At 65.8% G+C, this 18,862-nt stretch carries 11 protein-coding genes; 1 reads left to right on the top strand and 10 read right to left on the bottom strand.

Annotated elements, in window-relative coordinates; genetic code table 11:
* Nucleotides 1-6: 6 nt before the first annotated feature.
* The 7 genes from G513_RS21480 to G513_RS0105190 form a co-directional block, all read right to left on the bottom strand.
* Nucleotides 7-3,111, bottom strand: a complete 3,105-nt coding sequence (locus G513_RS21480; RefSeq protein ID WP_022975767.1) for an efflux RND transporter permease subunit — start codon at nucleotides 3,109-3,111, stop codon at nucleotides 7-9.
* Nucleotides 3,108-4,295, bottom strand: a complete 1,188-nt coding sequence (locus tag G513_RS21475; protein ID WP_022975766.1) for an efflux RND transporter periplasmic adaptor subunit — start codon at nucleotides 4,293-4,295, stop codon at nucleotides 3,108-3,110. Before G513_RS21475 ends, G513_RS21480 begins: the two co-directional genes overlap by 4 nt.
* Nucleotides 4,292-6,334, bottom strand: coding sequence for an amidase family protein (locus tag G513_RS21470; RefSeq protein WP_245563081.1), 2,043 nt, complete (start codon nucleotides 6,332-6,334; stop codon nucleotides 4,292-4,294). Before G513_RS21470 ends, G513_RS21475 begins: the two co-directional genes overlap by 4 nt.
* Nucleotides 6,335-6,421: 87 nt before the next feature.
* Nucleotides 6,422-8,011, bottom strand: coding sequence for an amidase (locus G513_RS0105205; protein WP_022975764.1), 1,590 nt, complete (start codon nucleotides 8,009-8,011; stop codon nucleotides 6,422-6,424).
* Nucleotides 8,012-8,026: 15 nt separating this feature from the next.
* Nucleotides 8,027-9,577, bottom strand: a complete 1,551-nt coding sequence (locus G513_RS0105200; protein ID WP_022975763.1) for an amidase — start codon at nucleotides 9,575-9,577, stop codon at nucleotides 8,027-8,029.
* 241 nt (nucleotides 9,578-9,818) lie between these two features.
* Nucleotides 9,819-11,411, bottom strand: coding sequence for an amidase (locus tag G513_RS0105195; protein ID WP_022975762.1), 1,593 nt, complete (start codon nucleotides 11,409-11,411; stop codon nucleotides 9,819-9,821).
* Between the two features lie 41 nt (nucleotides 11,412-11,452).
* Nucleotides 11,453-12,961 (bottom strand): amidase, encoded by a 1,509-nt coding sequence (locus G513_RS0105190; RefSeq protein ID WP_022975761.1) that lies wholly within the window; start codon nucleotides 12,959-12,961, stop codon nucleotides 11,453-11,455.
* Between the two features lie 172 nt (nucleotides 12,962-13,133).
* Between G513_RS0105190 and G513_RS0105185 the strand changes: the two genes are divergently transcribed.
* Nucleotides 13,134-14,735: an amidase family protein gene (locus G513_RS0105185; RefSeq protein ID WP_022975760.1), complete on the top strand. Its 1,602-nt coding sequence runs from the start codon at nucleotides 13,134-13,136 to the stop codon at nucleotides 14,733-14,735.
* A gap of 118 nt (nucleotides 14,736-14,853) precedes the next feature.
* Here G513_RS0105185 and G513_RS0105180 read toward each other — a convergent pair whose 3' ends face one another.
* The 3 genes from G513_RS0105180 to G513_RS21465 form a co-directional block, all read right to left on the bottom strand.
* Nucleotides 14,854-15,717 (bottom strand): alpha/beta hydrolase family protein, encoded by an 864-nt coding sequence (locus tag G513_RS0105180; RefSeq protein ID WP_022975759.1) that lies wholly within the window; start codon nucleotides 15,715-15,717, stop codon nucleotides 14,854-14,856.
* Nucleotides 15,718-16,607: 890 nt separating this feature from the next.
* Complete coding sequence (locus G513_RS0105175) at nucleotides 16,608-17,735, bottom strand: acetamidase/formamidase family protein (protein WP_022975758.1); 1,128 nt, start codon at nucleotides 17,733-17,735, stop codon at nucleotides 16,608-16,610.
* On the bottom strand, nucleotides 17,725-18,855 hold the full coding sequence (locus tag G513_RS21465) for an asparaginase (protein ID WP_022975757.1): 1,131 nt from the start codon (nucleotides 18,853-18,855) through the stop codon (nucleotides 17,725-17,727). The genes G513_RS0105175 and G513_RS21465 overlap by 11 nt, the downstream gene beginning before the upstream one ends.
* Nucleotides 18,856-18,862 lie beyond the last annotated feature (7 nt).

Here is an 18,862-nt window from a genome sequence, read left to right as displayed (position 1 = left end):
AGAGTCTTACTGCACGCCAGCGCTCGGCATCGCCACGTCGGTGCTCGCGTGACGACGGCCGCCAACCAGCGCGTTCAGCATCACGTACATCGCCGGGATCACGAACAGGGTCAGCAGACTGCCGATCAAGAGGCCGCCGATCACCGCGATGCCCATCGACATCCGGCTTTCCGAGCCGGCGCCCAGCGCCAGCGCGATCGGCAGGATGCCGAGCAAGGTGGCCAGGGTCGTCATCAGGATCGGCCGCAGACGCGCTGCCGCCGCTTCGCGCACGGCGATTAATGCCGACGCAGCACCTGCCTCGCGGCGCTGATTGGCGAACTCGACGATCAGGATGCCGTTCTTGGTGACCAGGCCGATCAGCATGATCAGGCCGATCTGCGAAAACACGTTCAGGGTCTGATCGAACATCCACAGCGCGCCGAGCGCACCGGCCAGCGCCAGCGGCACGGTGAGCAGGATCACCAGCGGATCGCTGAAGCTTTCGAACTGCGCCGACAGCACCAGATAGATCAGCACCAGCGCCAGCAGGAAGACAACGCCGAGCGATGACGAGCTCTGCACGAAGTCGCGCGCGGCGCCGGTCAGGGTGGTCGTGTAGCGGCTGTCGAGCACCTTCCTGGCGGCGGCATCGAACACGGCGATGCCTTCGCCGATCGTGTGGCCGGGCGCCAGGGTGCCGGAGATGGTCGCCGCCGCCAGCCGGTTGAAGCGGTACAGCTCCGGCGGCGAACTGCTTTCGACCATCGTCACCAGGTTGTCCAGCCGCACCAGCTCGCCGGAAGCGTTGTGTACGGACAAGCCTTCGAGCGCATCCGGCCGCGACCGGAAATCACGAGTCAACTGGCCGATCACGTCGTACTGCTTGCCGTTGAAGATGAAGTAGCCGAAGCGCTGGCCGCTGAGCGCCGCCTGCAGGGTCTGGGCAATGTCCTGCGCCGATACGCCCAGGGTCTGCGCTTTCGCGCGGTCGATGCTGACCTTCACTTCCGGCTTGTTGAACTTGAGATCCGAGTCGACGAAGGTGAACACCGGGCTGGCCTTCACCTCCTCGAGAAACTTCGGCAGCGCTTCGGCCAGCTCGGCGATCTCCAGAGCCTGCACCACGTACTGAACGCCGGCCTGCGCCGCGCGGCGGTCACCGATGCTCGCTTCCTGGGTGATGTTGACTCTGGCGCCGTTGAAGCGCCGGGCCATCGCCTGCAGGTCCGCGGCGATCTCGCCCTGGGTCCGCTGGCGATCCTCGCGCTCTTTCAGGAACACCCGCACGAAGCCATTGTTGACCGGCCCGGAGACGCCATTGGAGCCGCCGAAGCCCGGCACCTGGGTCATCATCAGATGCGCTTCCGGCACTCGGTCGGCAGTGGCCGCGGTGACGTCATCCATGAAGTTCTGCATGTAGTCGTAGCTGGCACCTTCGGCGGCCGTGGCGCGCACCCAGACCCGGCCGCGATCTTCCATCGGCGCCAGCTCGCGCGGCAGCAGGCCCATCAGCACCCAGATCAGCCCGGCCGAGATCGCCAGCACCAGCAGCGCACTCCAGCGGAAGCGCAGGAAGCCGCCGAGGCCGCGTGCGTAGCTGTGCTCCAGCGCATCGAACATCGGCTCGGTGCGGGTGAACAGCCAGCCGTGGCCCTGATGCGCCTTCAGCAGGCGGGCGCTGAGCATCGGCGTCAGGGTCAGCGCCACGATCGCCGAGATCAGCACCGCGCCGGCGATGGTCACGCCGAACTCGCGGAACAGACGGCCGGACAAGCCGCCCATGAACAGCAGCGGCAGGAACACCACGGCCAGCGTGATCGTGGTCGACACCACGGCCATGAAAATCTCTTTCGTGCCGGAGATGCCGGCTTCGACCGGGCTCATGCCGGCCTCGATCTTGGCGTAGATGTTTTCCAGCACCACGATGGCGTCGTCGACCACCAGGCCGATCGCCAGCACGATGCCGAGCAGCGTCAGCGTGTTGATCGAGAAGCCGGCTGCGGACATCACGCCGAACACGCCGATGATCGACACCGGAATCGCCAGCACTGGAATCAAGGTGGTGCGCCATTCGCGCAGGAAGGCGAACACCACCAGCACCACCAGCACGAAGGCGATGAAGATCGTTTCGGTGACTTCGATCAGCGAACGGCGCACGTACTCGGTGTTGTCGTAGGCGATGTCGACGCTGAGATCCTTGGGCAGGTCCTTGCGCACTTCATCCAGCCGCTGACGCAACTGGTTGACGATGTCGATCTGGTTGGCGCCCGGCTGCTGCTTGAAGTACAGGCCGGCGATCGGCTTGTCGCCCATCTTCAATGCGCCGCGTTCGTTCTGGGCGCCGAGTTCGGCATAGCCGATGTCGCGGAAGCGGACGATGGTGGTCTCGCTGCGCTTGACGATCAGGTTGTTGAAATCTTCGGCCGTGTTGAGGCGAGACATCGTCTTCACCGGCAGCTCGATGGCGCTGCCCTCGATGCGGCCGGACGGCAGTTCCAGGTTCTCGCGATTGAGTGCTGCGCGCAGATCGATCGGCGAGATGCCGTAGGCAGCCATGCGGTCCGGGTCCATCCACAGGCGCATCGCGTAGCGCTTCTCGGCCGGCTGTTCGACCTGGGCGATGCCAGGCACCGTCTGCAGGCGTTCTCTGAGTGCATCGGCGTAGGCCGACAGCTCCAGCTGCGAGCGTTGGCGACTGCTGATCGCCAGGCCGAAGATCGGGCTCGAATCGGCATCGGCCTTGTTGAGAATCGGCGGATTGGTATCGGGCGGCAGATTGCGCACCGCACGGGCCAGCTGATCACGGACATCGCTGGCCGCGGTTTCCAGATCGGAATCGAGCGAGAACTCGACGGTGATCTGGCTGGCGCCTTCGCGACTGGTCGAAGTCAGCGCGCTGATGCCGGCCACCGAGTTGATCGCCTCCTCGAGCGGCTCGGTGATCTGCGCCTGCACCACTTCGGCGGCGGCACCCGGATAGCTGGTGGTGATCGAGATCGACGGCGGATCGACCGCCGGGTACTCGCGCACCGGCAGCGATTTCAGGCCCAGCGCGCCGAACAGCATGATCAGCAGCGAGATGACGATGGTCAGCACCGGCCGCCGGATGCTGAGCTCGGCGAGACTCATGAACGAGTCTTCCCGGCCTTGGCCTTGTCGACCTTGGCGGTCGCCGGGCCTTCCTTGGCAGCGCCGTCGTTATCAGCAGCATCGGCCACTGCCAGCCCTTCGCGCATCTGCTGCAGGCCGGAAACGATCAGGCGATCGCCGGCTGCCAGGCCGCTGAGGATCTGCACCTGATTGGCGGTGCGCGTGCCGATCTCGACCGGCCGGCGCGTCGCCTTGCCATCGACCAGCACGAAGACGTTCTTTTCGCTGACGCCGGGGATCACCGCTTCGGCCGGCACCAGGATCGCGTCATCGAGCTTCGCCAGTTCCAGTTCGACATTGGCGAAGGCACCAGGCAGCAGCGCGCCGCCCGGGTTTTCGCAGACGGCGCGGATCACCACGGTGCGGGTGCCGGCATCGATGCGCGGATCGAAGGCGTAGATCGAGCCCTTGAAGCGACGATCGCTGCCGACGATCGAGAAACTGATCGCGCTGCCGACCTTGACCCGGCCGGCGTACTTCTCCGGCACCGAAAAATTGACCTTCAGACGATCGATCTGCTGCAGGGTCGCCACGCGCGTGGTCGCGTTCACGTAGCTGCCCTCGCTGACATAGCGCAGGCCGACCACGCCATCGAACGGCGCACGCACTTCGGTCTTCTCGATCTGGGCATCGATGATCGAGATCTGATCGATGCGCGCCGATACCTCGTACTTCGCGGTGTCGTAGTCCGAGGCAGTGACGATGCCTTCCTTGACCAGCTGGCCGACCCGCTGCTCGCGCAGCACGGCCAGTTCCAGGTTGTGCTTGGCCAGCTCGCGCTGGGCGCGCAGATCGGAGTCGTTGAGCTTCACCAGCAACTCGCCGCGGCTCACCTTCGAGCCTTCGCGGAAGCGGATCGCGGCGATCTTGCCGTTGATCTCGGCCTGCAGTTCCACGCCTTCATCGGCCAGCAGCGAGCCGGTGGCGCTCAGGGTTTCGGTGAATGGTTCCGGCTTGATCAGCAAGGTACTGACCTTCTGCGGGGCACGTCCACCGCCATCGCCCTTGGCCTTGCCCTCGCCGCTCTTCTTCGCCTCTCCCGCAACGGTGACATCGGTCGGCTTCTTGGCGCCATGCAGCAGCGGCATCCAGCGCGGCGCGGTGAGACCGGCGACGGTGGCGATCACCAGCGTGCCGATGATCAGCTTGAATGGGGTTTTCACGAGATGCGCTCCCAGATCAGGATCTGCGAGGTTTCACGGCCTGGCTCGCCGCGTGGCGGTGTGGTCAGTGATAGCCGGCCGGCACTGTCGAAGGCGTAGTAGCGCTTGGCGCGCTGGCCAATGCCATTCGGTAGCAGATTGCCGTCCTGCACGTGAACCACGCAGCCTTCGGCCGGCAGCAATTCCCAGGTGCCGAAATAGGAGCTGAAGCCTTCGACGACGCCTTTCAGTTCCGCTTCGCTGGCCTTGTTCATCATCCCGGACGCCAGCACGGGACGGCCGAGTTTCATGATCTGCACCGATAGTCTTCCGTTGGCGCCATAGAACAACTGCCCGGTCGAGGGGCCGCGTGACGAAGGCTTGATGTTGCCGGCCGCATCGCGCTCGTCGATGCGCACCAGCTGCCAGGTGCCGATGAAGCGGCTGGCGAACGACGAGGCCAGCGGCGGCACCGTCGGCGGCGGCCGGCGGTAGTGCGTGGCCTGCTCGTAGGCGTAGGCGTAGTTGATGATCTTCGCCTCGTCCCAGGCGCGGCCGAGGATCTGCAGACCCACCGGCAAGCCTTCGCCGAGGTAGCCGCTCGGCACCGATAACGCCGGCCACTGCATTGCGCTGCCGACGAAAGTCAGGCTGCTGGCGAGCGCGGTCGGGCCGGCATTCGGCGCAGGCTTCGGTTCATCGACCAGCTGCGTATTGCGATCGCCGTTGATTGCCGGCAACTGCGCCCAGGTCGGGAACACCAGGGCATCGACCTTGGCGGCGTTCATCGCCTTGGTGAAACCGTCGCGATAGCCCTGCTCGCCCTTCGCGCCTTCGATCGTGTCGGCATCTTCGGCGACCGGTTTCGCAATGGCGGCGAGTTCCATGCCGACCTGATGCAGCGGATGAACCAGCTTGGAATCGGCGATCTGCTGCATTGACGGATACGGCACACCCGGATGCTTCGAGATCCAGTAAGTGAGATCGGCCTTGAACTGCGCCGGCGTCTGCGGCGGCCGCGGAATCGTGTCCAGCTCGGGCACGGTGAACGGATCGACGATCGTCGCGCCAGCCGCTTTCAGTTCGGCGATGGTCTGCTCGAAATGGGCGATCACGCGTGGGTCGGCGACCTTGGCGTTGAACACCTGGCGCAGCACGCCCAGGCGCACGCCTTTCAGCGCATCCGGCTTCAGCAGCGCCGCATAGCTCGGCGGGATGTGGCCCTTGCTGCGCGCCGTCGCGGCGTCGGCTGGATCGGCACCGGCAATCACGTCGAGCAGGATCGCCATGTCGGTCACCGAGCGCGCCATCGGCCCGGCGGTGTCGCGGATGCTGTCCAGCGGCACGACGCCGGTGCGCGAGACCAGACCGACCGTCGGCCTCAGTCCGGCGAGTGCGTTGTGAGCCGAGGGCATGCGCACGCTGCCGCCGGTATCGGTGCCGATGCCGACCACGCCGAAGCTGGCAGCGATGCTGGCGCCGGTGCCGCCGGACGAACCACCGGTGGCGAACGCCGTGTTGTAGGGATTGCGGGCGAAGCCCGAGAGCACCGAGTTGATGTTGTCGCCGCCACCGCGCGCGAACTCGGACAGCGAAGCCTTGCCGATGATGATCGCGCCGGCGGCGCGCAGCTTCGTCACCATCGGCGCATTGGTCGGCGGCAGGTAGTGCTTCCAGCCCTGGAAGCCGGAGGTCATCGGCAGGCCGGCAACGTCGATGTTGTCCTTGACCACCACCGGCACGCCATGCAGAGCGCCGAGCGGGCCACCCGCTTTCAGCCTGGCGTCGAGTACCGCCGCTTCCGCCAGGGCATTCGGATTGAGATTGATGAAGCTGTTGAGCAGCGGGCCTTGCTTGTCGTAGGCGGCGACGCGATCCAGCGAAGCCTGAACGACTTCAACCGCCGTCGTGCTGCCGGCCTTGTACGCGGCCTGCAGGCTGGCGATCGAGATCTCCTCGACCGGGAAGCTTGCCGCCGCGCTGCGAGCGGCCTGCGCGCTTGCCGAGCCGGCTGCCAAGCACAGCGACAAGGCCAGACTCAGCATCTCGCCCCGTCGCATCAACTGACCACTCCGCATGCTGCTGAACTCCTGTCGGGATCGAAGCGGCCAGCTGGCCGTCACACGCTGGATGGTCAAGGGCTGCGCTCAGATCGGTGGCTTCTTCCAGCCGCCGGACTTGCTTTCCAGGAAGCTGGCAACGGCCAGGCAGATGTCCTCTCGCCAGGGTGCGGCAACGATCTGGATGCCGATCGGCAGCTTGCCGTCCGCCGAAGTGCCGCAGCGGACCACGACCACCGGCCAGCCGGTCGAGTTGAAGGCGCCGGTGTAGCTCCAGGTGTAGGCGTTCGGACGCGCGGCCGAGGCCGGGCGATCAATCACTTCGGCGGCCTTGCCGGCCACCGGGCAGAGCAGCACGTCGTATTTCTGGATCCAGCCGAGCATCCGCGACTTGGCGTCGTCGGCTGCATCCCACGCGGCGACCGTGTCGGCGGTCGAGATCGGCGTCAGGGTCTTCATCCGCTCGCTGACCGATGGCGAGAAGTTCTGCGTGCCCCACTTCGCGGCCATGCGCTTGTAGAACGCCCAGCCATCGGCATTGGTCAGCTTGGTGCGCGCGTCGTAGAGGTCCTGCAGGATCGCTTTCGGCAGATCTTCAGTGACGCTGGTGGCCACGCCTTCCATCCACTTCGCGGCCTGGATCACGGTGTTCTTGACGTCATCATCGGTTTCGCTGACGCCGTTGCTGGCGAAGAAAGCGACCTTCAGCTTCTTCAGATTCACGGCGGCCGGATCAGCCCAGGGCACCGGCGCGCAGGAGGCATCGCGGTAGTCCGGGCCGGAGATGATCGGCGTGATCAAGCTGAGATCTTCGACGCGACGGGTCATCGGCCCGAGCTGCTGCCACAGATCGAACAGGCCGCCGTAGTCGACGATGTGGCCGGTACGCGGCACGCGGATCGAGGTCGGCTTGATGCCGGCGATGCCGTTGTTGTGCGCCGGGCCGCGGATCGAACCGCCCCAGTCGGAGCCGATGTCGAAAGCCGCACCACCGGCCGCGACAATCGCGCCGGCACCACCGGACGAGCCGGAGGTCGAGCGGGTCATGTCGTAAGGGTTGTGCGAGGAGCCGTAGAGCAGGTTCGACGCGGCATTGATGCCGGCCAGACCGCCGAGTGTGAATTCCGGCGTGTTGGTCTTGCCGAGCAGAATCGCACCTGCCTTGCGGACTCTGGCGACGACCGTCGCATCCTGTTTCGGGATGTATTGCTGGCGGCCGTAAGTCGCACCGGTGGTGATCACACCTTCGGTATCGAGCGAATCCTTGATGGTCATCGGCACGCCGTGCAGCGGGCCCATCCAGTCACCACGCGCACCGGCCTTGTCGGCGGCGGCCGCTTCCTTGCGAGCGCGGGCATAGCTGTTCATGACGACGGCATTCAGCTCGTCGTTCACCGATAGCTGACGCGCGATATAGGCCTCGACCGCTTCGCTGGCCGACACCTTGCCGGCGCGGATCAGGCCGGCGAGCTTGGTCGCCGACATGTAGATCAGTTCGTTGCTGGTGTCGGTCGATGCCGCTTGGGCGACCGACATCGCGGGCGCTGCGACAACCGGCGCAACCGCGGCTGCGCGGACCACGCTGAGCAGGTCGCGGCGCGTGAATTGGCGGGTGGTCGGCTGCTCGGCATGGGCCGGCGCGGCGAGCATTTCTGAAATCTGCTTGGGCATGTTCATGATCGCGTTCTGGCCTTAGATGGGAGGCAGCTGCCAGCCGCCGGTCTGCTTCTCGACATGGGCCATCGCCGCGAGCACGACGTCATCGCGCCAGGGCTGGCCGACGATCTGGATGCCGAGCGGCATGCCCGGTTCGTCCTTGGACGTGCCGGCGCGGACCACGCCGGCCGGCCAGCCGTTGGTGTTGTACTGGCTGGTGTAGCCACCGCCGGCCGCCGCCGCCGAATTCGGCGGCCGCACGAACTCGGCCGGAATCTTCTGCGGCGCCGTGTTGGCGGCCGGGCAGATGATCAGGTCATAGCCTTCGACCCAGGCCAGCTGCTCGCTCTTGATCGCGTCCATCTCTTCGAGCAGGCGGGTGAAATCGGCACTCGGCACTTCCTCGCCATCGAGCCGCAGGCCCGGCGACGCCTGGGTGGTGCCATGCTTCTTGAGCAGCGCGCGGATATGGGCGCGGTCATCGGCGTTCTCGTACTTCTGCCGGATCTCCCAGAGCTGGCGCATCTTCGGCGGCTGGTCCTGCTTGACCGTGCAGCCGAGCGCGGTGAAATAAGCGACGCACTGCTTGACCAGTGCCTGGCTTTCCGACGACGCGTCGATGGTGCCGTTGCTGGTGTACCAGGCGACTCTCAGCGATTTCAGGTTGACCTTGGCCGGATCGCCGAACGGCACCGGCGCCATCGTTGCATCGGAGAAGTCCGGACCGTTGAGCAGGCTCATCAGCAGGGTCAGATCTTCGACCCGACGGGCCAACGGGCCGGTCTCCTGGAAGAAGTCGTAAGCGCCGCCGTAGCCGACGATGTGGCCGGTGCGTGGCACACGGCCCAGGGTCGGCTTGATGCCGGCAATGCCGTTGACGAAGGCCGGACCGCGAATCGAGCCGCCGTAGTCGGAACCGATGTCGAAGTAGGCACCCCCGGCAGCGACGATGGCACCGGCACCGCCGGACGAGCCGGACGGCGTGTAGGCCTGGTTGTAGGGGTTGTAGGTCTGGCCGTGGATCAGGTTGTAGGTGCCACGGGCATTGCCGCCGAGCGTGAACTCCGGCGTGTTGGTCTTGCCGAGCAGGATGCCGCCGGCAGCGCGGACTCGGGCGACGACGGTCGCATCCTTGCCCGGCACGAAATCCTTGCGGCCCAGCGTGCCGCCAGTGGAGACGACACCGGCGGTATCGAAGGAATCCTTGATCGTGAACGGCACGCCGTGCAGCGGGCCCAGCGATTTGCCGCTGGCCAGCAGGGTGTCGGCCGCTGCCGCTTCCACCAGCGCGCGTTCGCGACAGGTGGCAACCACGGCATTCAACTTGGGATTCACGGCGTCGATGCGCGCGTAACAGGCCTTGACCACGTCCACCGACGTGACCTGCTTGGAAGCGATCATCGCGGCGATCTCGGTGACCGATTTCGAGGTCAGCGCATCACCAGCGGCAGCCTGCACACTGCGCATCGGCGCGAAGGCCAGCGCTGCACCGGTTGCTGCCGTGCCGGCGAGGAAACGCCGACGACTCAGGCCCAGGTTTTCAAGTTGATCGTGATCGGTAGCGGGCGGCGGCTGCGGCAATCCCATGGAAATGCTCGTTCGGTGGCGTACAGGGCCGCGCGGCGCGCGGAGTCTGTTCATGGAACGGATCGCAGGGCCTTCCCCCTACCTTTGGCGTTGCGGGCTGGCGCGGACCGTTCTCGAGTCGAACGGACAGAAGATCCCGTCATTCCCGCGAAGGCGGGAATCCAGTTTCGATGCGGTGCGCTACGGCCAGAACTGGATGCCCGCCTGCGCGGGCATGACGGGTGTAGGTGTAAGGAAATCGCTAAATCGGCGGCTGCTTCCATCCCCCGCTCTGCGCCTCGACAAATGAAGCGACCGCCAGGCAGATGTCCTCACGCCAGGGCGCGCAGACGATCTGCACGCCGATCGGCAGCTTGCCGTCCGCCGAGCTGCCGGCGCGGACCACGACCACCGGCCAGCCGGTGGAATTGAACACGCCGGTGTACGGCCAGCCGTTGCCGGCACCGCCACCCATCGGCGCACCGCCGGGCACATCGATCGGCTGCGCGGGCTTGCCGGAGACCGGGCAGACGAACACGTCGTAGTTCTTCATCCAGGCGAGCAGGCGCGACTTGCACTCGTCCTGCTGTTCCCAGGCTTCGACCATCTCCGCGGTGCTCAGCACCTTCGGATCGGCCATCTGGGTCTTCCGTTGCGGCGAGATGTTTTCGGTGTGCCACTTCTCGGCGAGGCGCTTGTAGTAGGCATAGCCGTCACCGCTGGACAGCTTGCTGCGCGCGGCGGACAAGGTCTTCAGCACTTCAGTGGGTGCGGCTTCGGTCACCGAGGTCGTTGCGCCAGTCAGCCAGGCGGCCACCTGACGCACGACCTTCTTCGTGTCCTCATCCGTTGCGCCCTGCCCTGTTGCTCCGTTGTCGACGCAGAACGCCACCTTCAACTTCTTGATATCCACGGTCGCCGGATCGACCCAGGGCACCGGCGCGCAGGAGGCGTCGTGGAAATCCGGGCCGGAGATGATCGGCGTGATCAGCGTCAGGTCTTCGACTCTACGGGTCATCGGCCCCAGCTGCTGCCAGAGATCGAAGATGCCGCCGTAGTCGACGATGTGACCCGTGCGCGGCACCCGCACCGAAGTCGGCTTGATGCCGGCGATGCCGTTGTTGTGGGCCGGGCCGCGGATCGAACCGCCCCAGTCGGAGCCGATGTCGAAAGCCGCACCACCCGCCGCGACGATGGCGCCGGCACCACCGGACGAACCGGCCGTGCTGCGCGTCAGGTCATAGGGATTGTGCGAGGAGCCGTACAGCAGGTTCGAGGCGGCGCTGATGCCGCCGAGCCCGCCCAAGGTGAACTCCGGGGTGTTGGTCTTGCCGAGCAGGATCGCACCGGCCTTGCGGACTCTGGCGACGACGGTCGCATCCTTCTTCGGAATGAATTGCTGACGGCCATAGGTGGCGCCGGTGGTGATCACGCCTTCGGTATCGAGCGAATCCTTGATGGTCATCGGCACACCGTGCAGCGGGCCCATCCAGTTGCCGCGTGCTGCGGCCTTGTCCGCCGCTTTCGCTTCGGCACGAGCACGCGTGTAGCTGTTCATCACCACCGCGTTGAGCATGTCGTTGACGCTCAGCTGGCGGGCTATGTAGGCCTCGACCGCTTCGCTGGCCGATACCTTGCCGGCGCGGATCAGGCCGGCGAGCTTGGTCGCCGACATATAGATCAGTTCGTTGCTGGTGTCGGTCGAAGCCGCAAGCGCGCGCGGTGCGGCGACCGCTGCAACGGTGGCCGCAGCCGCCGCGACGGCGCGGGCCAGGCCGAGGAATTCGCGACGGCTGCGCGGCTCGGGAAAGTTGTGGTGAGCAACAGCAAGAGCGGCAGTTTCGGATTTGGGCATGGCGGGCTCGTCGTGATTCGGGAAGGAGGTTCGTGGGGCGATCACAGCGGGGGAGCTATCCAGCCGCCGGTCTGCGCTTCGATGTGGGCCAGCGCCGCCAGCACCACGTCATCGCGCCAGGGCTGCGCCACCACGTGGATGCCCAACGGCAGGCCCTTGGATTCTTTCGAGGTGCCCACTCGCACCACGCCGGCGGGCCAGCCGGTGGTGTTGTATTCGCTGGTCATGCCGCCGTAGCCCGCACCCCATTCCGGCGACTTGATGAATTCGGTGGGCACCTTCTGCACCGCGCGCCAGGTGACCGGGCAGAGGATCAGGTCGTACTGCTCGAACCAGGCCAACTGTTCGCGCTTGATCTCGTCCATCTTCTCGCACAGGCGCGTGAACTCGGCGCTGGGCACGGCCGTGCCGCTGATGTTCAAACCGGGCGAGGCCTGCACGGTGCCGTGCTTCTTCAGCAGGCGACGCATGAACTCGCGGCCGTCGGCGCCGGAGAACGCGCCGCGCGTATCGGCCAGTTCCTTGAAGCGCGGCGGTCGGTCTTCCTTCACCTTGCAGCCCAGCGCACGGAAGTAACCGATGCACTGCTTGATGATCGCCTGTACTTCGCCGCTGACCTTGACGCTGCCGTTGTCGTCATACCAGGCGACGCGCAGCTGGCTCAGATCAACGTCTTTCGAAGCACCCAGCGGCACCGGCGCCATCGCGGCGTCGGATGAATCCTCACCCATCATGATCGGTAGCAGCAGTTCGATGTCGGCCACCCGGCGCGCCAGCGGGCCGATCTCCTGGAAGTTATCGAACGGCCCGCCGTAACCGACGATGTGGCCGGTGCGCGGCACCCGGCCATAGGTGGGCTTGAGGCCGGCGATGCCGTTGGCGAACGCGGGGCCGCGAATGCTGCCGCCGTAGTCGGAGCCGATGTCGAAGTACGAACCCGCCGCAGCGACGATGGCGCCCGCGCCGCCTGACGAGCCGGAGCACAGATAGCCTTCGCCATACGGGTTGTAGGTCTGCCCGTGGATGAGGTTAAAGGTTTCGCGGGCGCCGCCACCGAGCGTGAACTCCGGCGTGTTGGTCTTGCCGAGCAGGATGGCGCCGGCTTCGCGCACACGGGCGACCACGGTGGCGTCCTTGCCCGGCACGAAATCCTTGCGGCCGAGCGTGCCGGCGGTGCTGACCACGCCGACGGTATCGAAGGAATCCTTCACCGTGAACGGCACACCGTGCAGCGGGCCCTTGATCTGGCCTCGGGCGAGCAAGGCATCGGCTTCCGCGGCTTCGGCCAAGGCGCGTTCGCGACACTGCGCCACCACTGCGTTGATGCGCGGATTGACCACGTCGATGCGCGCGTAGCAGGCCTTCACCACCTCGACGGCGCTGACCTGCTTGTTGCGGATCATCGCCGCGATTTCGACGACGGAGCGCTGCACCAGCTGCTCCGGTGTGTCCGCAGCCGCGAAGGCCGGACCGAGGCGACCCAGCGAGGCGGCAGCCGTCGCAGCCACGGTGGTGCCCAACAACTTGCGGCGTGACAGGGAGTAGTTCATGAGTGTGGCTTTCCGGATACGCGGCCACGGCAATGCAGATTTCGAACGCTGGTGCCGTACTGATTCAGACGCGAGGCGGCATCGCTCCCCTACCTGAGCCGGGACGTAGGGTCAGCGCCGACATTGGCCGTCATCTTCAGAAGACCGTCCTGGCTACTCTGGAGAATCCTCAATGCGTCACCGCCGCCTGTCCCTGCTCGCCGCTTTCGCCGCTGCGCTGATCGCCGCCGCACCCGCCCACGCGCTGCAGATCGAGGAAGCCAGCATTGCCGACATCCAGGCCGCGTATCGATCCGGCGAGCTGAGCACGCGCCAGGTGGTGGAGATGTATCTGGCCCGCATCGAAGCCTATGACAAGCAGGGCCCGTATCTGAACTCGATCATCAATCTCAATCCGAAAGCGCTCGAGGAAGCCGATCGCATCGACGCCGCATTCAAGGCCAGCGGCAAGCTCAAGGGGCCGCTGCATGGCATCCCGGTGCTGGTGAAGGACGTGATCGACGCCGACGACATGCCGAACACTTCCGGCTTCCAGGGCTGGAAGAACTGGATGCCGAAGCGCGACGCGACCCTGGTCGCGAAGATCAAGGCGGCCGGCGGCATCATCCTCGGCAAGGCTTCCACCTCGGAGTTCACCAACGGCGGCGGCGACAACATCAACTCGGTGCTGCCGGGCTTCGCGCGCAACCCGTACAACACCGCGTTCGCCACCGGCGGCTCGTCCGGCGGCACCGGCGCTTCGATCGCCGCGAGCTTCGCGACCGTCGGCATCGGCACCGATACCGGCGGCAGCGTACGCATGCCCGCCGCCCACAACGCCCTCGCCGGCCTGCGGCCGACCGTCGGCCTGGTATCGCGCGACGGCATCCAGCCGAACAACAGCGTTCGTGACACCGCCGGGCCGATGGTGCGCAATGTCACCGACATGGCGCTGCTGCTCGACGCCATCGCCGGCATCGATCCCACCGACGCCGCCACGCTGCGCGCCAAGGGCCATATCGCCAAGACCTATACCGCGGTGCTGAAGAAGGACGCGTTGAAGGGCGCGCGCCTCGGCGTGCTGCGGCAGATCTTCACCGCCAAGAACACCGATCCGCGCATTCTCGCGAACTTCGAGAAGACGCTCGCCGAACTGAAGGCCGCGGGTGCCGTGATCGTCGATCCGTTCGCCGTACCGGAGATCGAAACCCTGCCCCGCGCGCCGCAGACTTCGGCACGCCGCAAGGACGACATGAACCGCTACCTCGCCGCCCATCCGGGCATCCCGTATCCGTCGATGGAAGCCATCGCCGCCTCCAAGCTCGCCCATCCGCTGCATCAGGTGCGACTGGAAGCCGATGCCGCCGCCGGCCCGGTCGCCACCGATCAGGAAACCATCAAGGGACTGGAAGTCGAAGAGGCTTACAGAGTCGCGTTCACCAAGGCGATGGACAGCGGCAAGATAGACGCCGTGGTCTTCCCGACCTGGGCGCAACTGCCCGTCGTCAACGGCGACCGCAACACCCAGTTGATGACCGAAGAAGCCAACCCCAAGGGCGGCGTCACCGGCCTCGGCAGCAGCCTGACCTTCGTCGGCAGCACGCTGCAATGGCCCGCGCTATCGGTACCGAGCGGCTACCTCGGCCAGGGCCTGCCGGTTGGCCTACAGATCCTCGGCCGCGCCTGGGACGACGCGAAGATCGTTGGCTACGCCTATGCCTACGAACAGGCCACTCGCTATCGCCGACCGCCGGCCAGCGTGCCGGCTTTGGGGCCTGTGGTGGCGAGGGATTGAACGCACGTAGGGCGGGAAAGCGGCCGGATTCTTGGCCGCGCATCCCGCCTCGTCTGGCAGTCGGCGCGTTGCAGAAGGTGGGCTGCGCCTGCGGCTTTCCCGCACTACACAGCTGTGATCACAGCGTCCGAACGAACCAAGCCACCGTGACATCCATCGCGCGCTGAGCGAGCGGGGCACCGGGATCGAAGACGCGGAAAATGTGGTCGGCACCGCCGATCAGCAGGGCTTCGGCGGGCTGGCCGGGAGCGATGCGCAGGAACTCCGCATCGTGCTGTGGCAGGTGATCCTGCGAGCCTCGTACGGTGAGGAAGGCGCCGGGGTATTTCGCCAGCGAGCGGTCGATATCGAAGCCGCGGAAGCTTTCGTAGAACGCGCGCTTGGTGGTGATCTTCTTCCAGCCCGGCACGTCCTCCGTGGCCTCGCCGTCGCGCAGCGCTTTCTCGACGACTTCCGGCACGCTCTGCTGCCACATCGCGAACTGGTCGCCAGCCGGGCTGGACCAGACCGCCATCGTCCGGAACCACGCCGGCTTGCTGCCGCCGGTCTCGATCGCGGTGCTGGCGCCGAGGCTGAAGCCCCAGACGCCGATGTGCTTCACGTCGACGCCTTTCTGCTTCAGCAGGAAGGCGTAGGAGGATGCGGTATCGGCCAGCCGTGTCGGGAAGGTCGATTCGATGTGGGTGCGCAGGCGATCGCCTTCGCCGCGAAAGTTGATCCGCAAGCTTGCGATGCCTTCCGCGGCCATCGCCTGGGCGAGGTGCTTGCCGAGGTCGCCGACGCCATCCATGTCATCGGCGAAGCCATGCAGCATGAGCACGGTGCGGCCGTCCCAGCCGCTGTCGGGTGTCAGCCAGGCACCGCTCACGCCTTTCGCGACCTCGACTCGCTGTTCGCCGGCGCGTGCAATGCCTGCGAAGCCTGTGAGGATGCAGAAGATGATTGGGATCAGGGTGCGTGCGTTCATGGGGCTGGTGGCCATGCTGTTCGAGGTTGGGGTTCGATATAGCAAGAAGCGTCGCGGAGAGACAATGGGTCGTTTCGGTCTGGCCTTATCCACATGACTAGTTCGATGACAATTTGTTCGTTCTCGACTTGATCCGCCGTTGCTGTTGTTGGCTGGCGTTGGCGCACTATTCCGCGCTATCGGGCGCGGGAAGCTTTAATCGCTTCCCGCTTTCCTTGACGCCCAAGGAAAGTAACCAAAGGAAGGGCGCCCCCGGCGCTGCGTCGGATCGCGAGTCCTTCTGATACCCCCGGCCCGGCCGAACATCCCGGCCGGGCGTTCAGATTCGCAGCGAGCAGTGCTCGCAAAGCGCGAATCTTCACCCTGTGCTTCTCGGCCATGACGGGGCTTTTCGACGCGCCATCCGTGGCGCGGCGAAAAGGCATCGGCATCCTGCCTCGCCTCCTTCGGAGCCTGTCCGCCATGGCCTGCGATGCTCGGCGCGCTTAAGGGGGTCCAAAGTCAAAAGCCGCAGCAACTGCAGAATCAAAAGCGAAGCCGCCTTGGCTTTTGACGTTGCCGTGCTTTGCTTCTGCCGTTGACGTTCATCCCCCCTGCATGCCGCCGAGCATCGCAGTGCTCGGAGAGGGACGACCGGCATGGATGCCGGTCGAGCGCTGCCAGGCCATGGATGGCCTGTCGGCGCGGTGCCCCGGAGAGCGCGAGAAGCACAGGGAACCGACTCGCGCTTCTTCTTCTCGCGAGTCGGCGGCATGCCGCGGGGCGCACTTCTTTGGTGACTTTCTTCGGGCGTTCGAAGAAAGTTACCCGCGCGAAAGCGCGGAATAGGGCGCCGAAATCAGTCAACGAGAACGAGGGCGGATCAAGTCGAGAACCCGACCAATATCCTTAAATGTGGACCAACCCTACCGCCCCTTCCCCGCCGCCCAGAACGGCGCCAGCTTCGCCTTCGTGAACAGCGATTTCGCGATCATCGAATGAATTCCCTTGGTCTCATCGACCACCTGGGTCACGCGGAAATCGACGGCTGCGCTGGACAGCGCAAAGGCATGCGCGAAGTCCAGGCCGTAGACGTCACCGAGCAGCGAATTGGTCTCGCGGGTCGCCATCTGCATCGCCGTATCGAGATCCGGATCGAGACCGAAGGCCATCAGGTGAGTCGCGCTCTCGGCCCGTGGCGCGCTCAGCTTCTTGCCCTTGTGCAGCACGAATTGCAGCACCGAGGTGTTGGCGGTTTCGATGGCGTTGATGGTGACTTCGCCGTCGCCCTGCGCGGCATGGCTGTCGCCGGTGAAGAACAGCGCGCCCGGATGGAACACCGGCAGGTACAGCGAGGTGCCGTCGATCAGTTCCTTGCAGTCGAGATTGCCGCCGAACACACCGGGTGGGCCGCTGCGCCGGTTGGGGCCTTCGCTTTCTGCCGGCAGCACGCCCATGACGCCCTGGAACGCGTGCAGCGGCACTTCGATGCCGCCGCCGAACGAGCCCATGGTGCGGGCTTCGTCGAAGTTGACGACGACCGTGAACGGCTCTTTCACGTCATCAGGAATCGCACCGCGGCCTGAACGCTGGCCGACCGTGCCGTACGGCAGGCGCGGCACCACCTTGATGATGCGCACTTCGAGGGTATCGCCGGGCATCGCGCCTTCGACGGCGATCGGGCCGATCAGCAGATGCCCGGTCTTGATCTCGCCTTGGCGCGGCGTGTCCTTGATCACGGTGTCGATCTCGCGGATCGCCGCCGTTTCCTCGGCGTTCAGCTTGATGCCGTTGTCCTTGATCCAGGCGAATGGGTCCTGCTCCATCCAGCGGTTGCCGCCACCGCCGTCGATGCGCACGGTGTCGCCGGACTTCACGGTGAGGATCGGTTTCTTCTGCGCCGGGAAGTTGCCGATCACCGAGTTCTCCGGCTTCAGCTTCACCCAATGTTCGTACTTCGGCAGCGTCGGCGCTGCGGCGCTGGCAGCCGTCGCGAAGCCGGCGAGCAATGCAGCCGCCAGCAACGAACTCAGCGAGCGGCGATCAGTACTCATTGAAAATTCTCTGGATATCGGCCACGTCCTTGGTCTTGGTCAGCGCCAGCTGCAACAGGATGCGGGCCTTCTCCGGCACCAGATTGTCGCCAGGGACGATCTTGGCTTCGCGTCGGCGCGGCGTGTCCTGCACGCGGCCGCCGTGAGTGCGGGCGGTGGCGACCACGACCACGCCCTTGGCCTGGGCGCGCTTGATCGCGTCGGTCTGGCTGGTGGTCGGGCTGCCGGCGCCGGTGCCGTCGATGACGATGCCCTTGGCACCGTTGGCGACCATCGCATCGATGATGTAGCCCGGCGCATCGCGATACGCGTAGGCAATCTCGACGGTCGGCAGATCCTTGTAATCGCGGCCGGCGAACTCGGAGGCCATCGTGTGTCGACGCATCGGCTCGCGATAGAACTTGACGATGTCCGGGTCGGCGAAACCAATGGCACCGACATCGATGCCCTTGAAAGTCTGCACGCGATACGCGGAAGTCTTCGAGACATCGCGCGCGGTGTTGATGTACTGGTTCATGCAATGAAGCACGCCCTTGCCGGCAGCCTCTTTCGTACCGGCGACTCGCACCGCGTCATAGAGGTTGCGCGGGCCGTCACCGGACAGCGCCGTCCACGGCCGCTGCGAGCCGACGAAGACGATCGGCTTCGCGGTGTCGATAATCAGATTCATCAGGAACGCCGATTCGGCGAGCGTGTTGGTGCCGTGGGTGACGACCACGCCATCGACCGTCGGGTCCTGCATCAGCACCCGCAGCCGGGCGGCGACTCTAAGGTCATCGCCCTGGGTTTCGCCGCTGGCGCGATCGACCGGCGGGCGGCCGTCTTCGAGACGGATATTGGCGATAGTTGCCAGTTCCGGTTCGTCGTTGAACCAGTCCTGAGGATCGACTCGCGGCACGCCCTTGCCACCGTAGTTGGCGACGTTCAGGCGTGGCGTGCCGCGGCTGGCGATGGTGCCGCCCATCGACATGATGACCACCGTCGGCAGCCTGGTGCCGGGCGGTGGCGCGGCTGGCGGCGGCGCGTAGGTGGGGATTTCGGCAGCGCTCGCAGTCAGCATGGGCGCAGCGGTGAGCAGCGTTGCCGAGATGACGGCAACGATCAGGGAAAGACGGTTCATGGTGACC

It is taken from the genome of Nevskia ramosa DSM 11499, assembly GCF_000420645.1.
In the GTDB taxonomy this organism is placed as follows: Bacteria; Pseudomonadota; Gammaproteobacteria; order Nevskiales; family Nevskiaceae; genus Nevskia; species Nevskia ramosa.
Note: the sequence above shows the minus strand (reverse complement) of the source record. Positions and strands in the feature narration are given on the sequence as shown.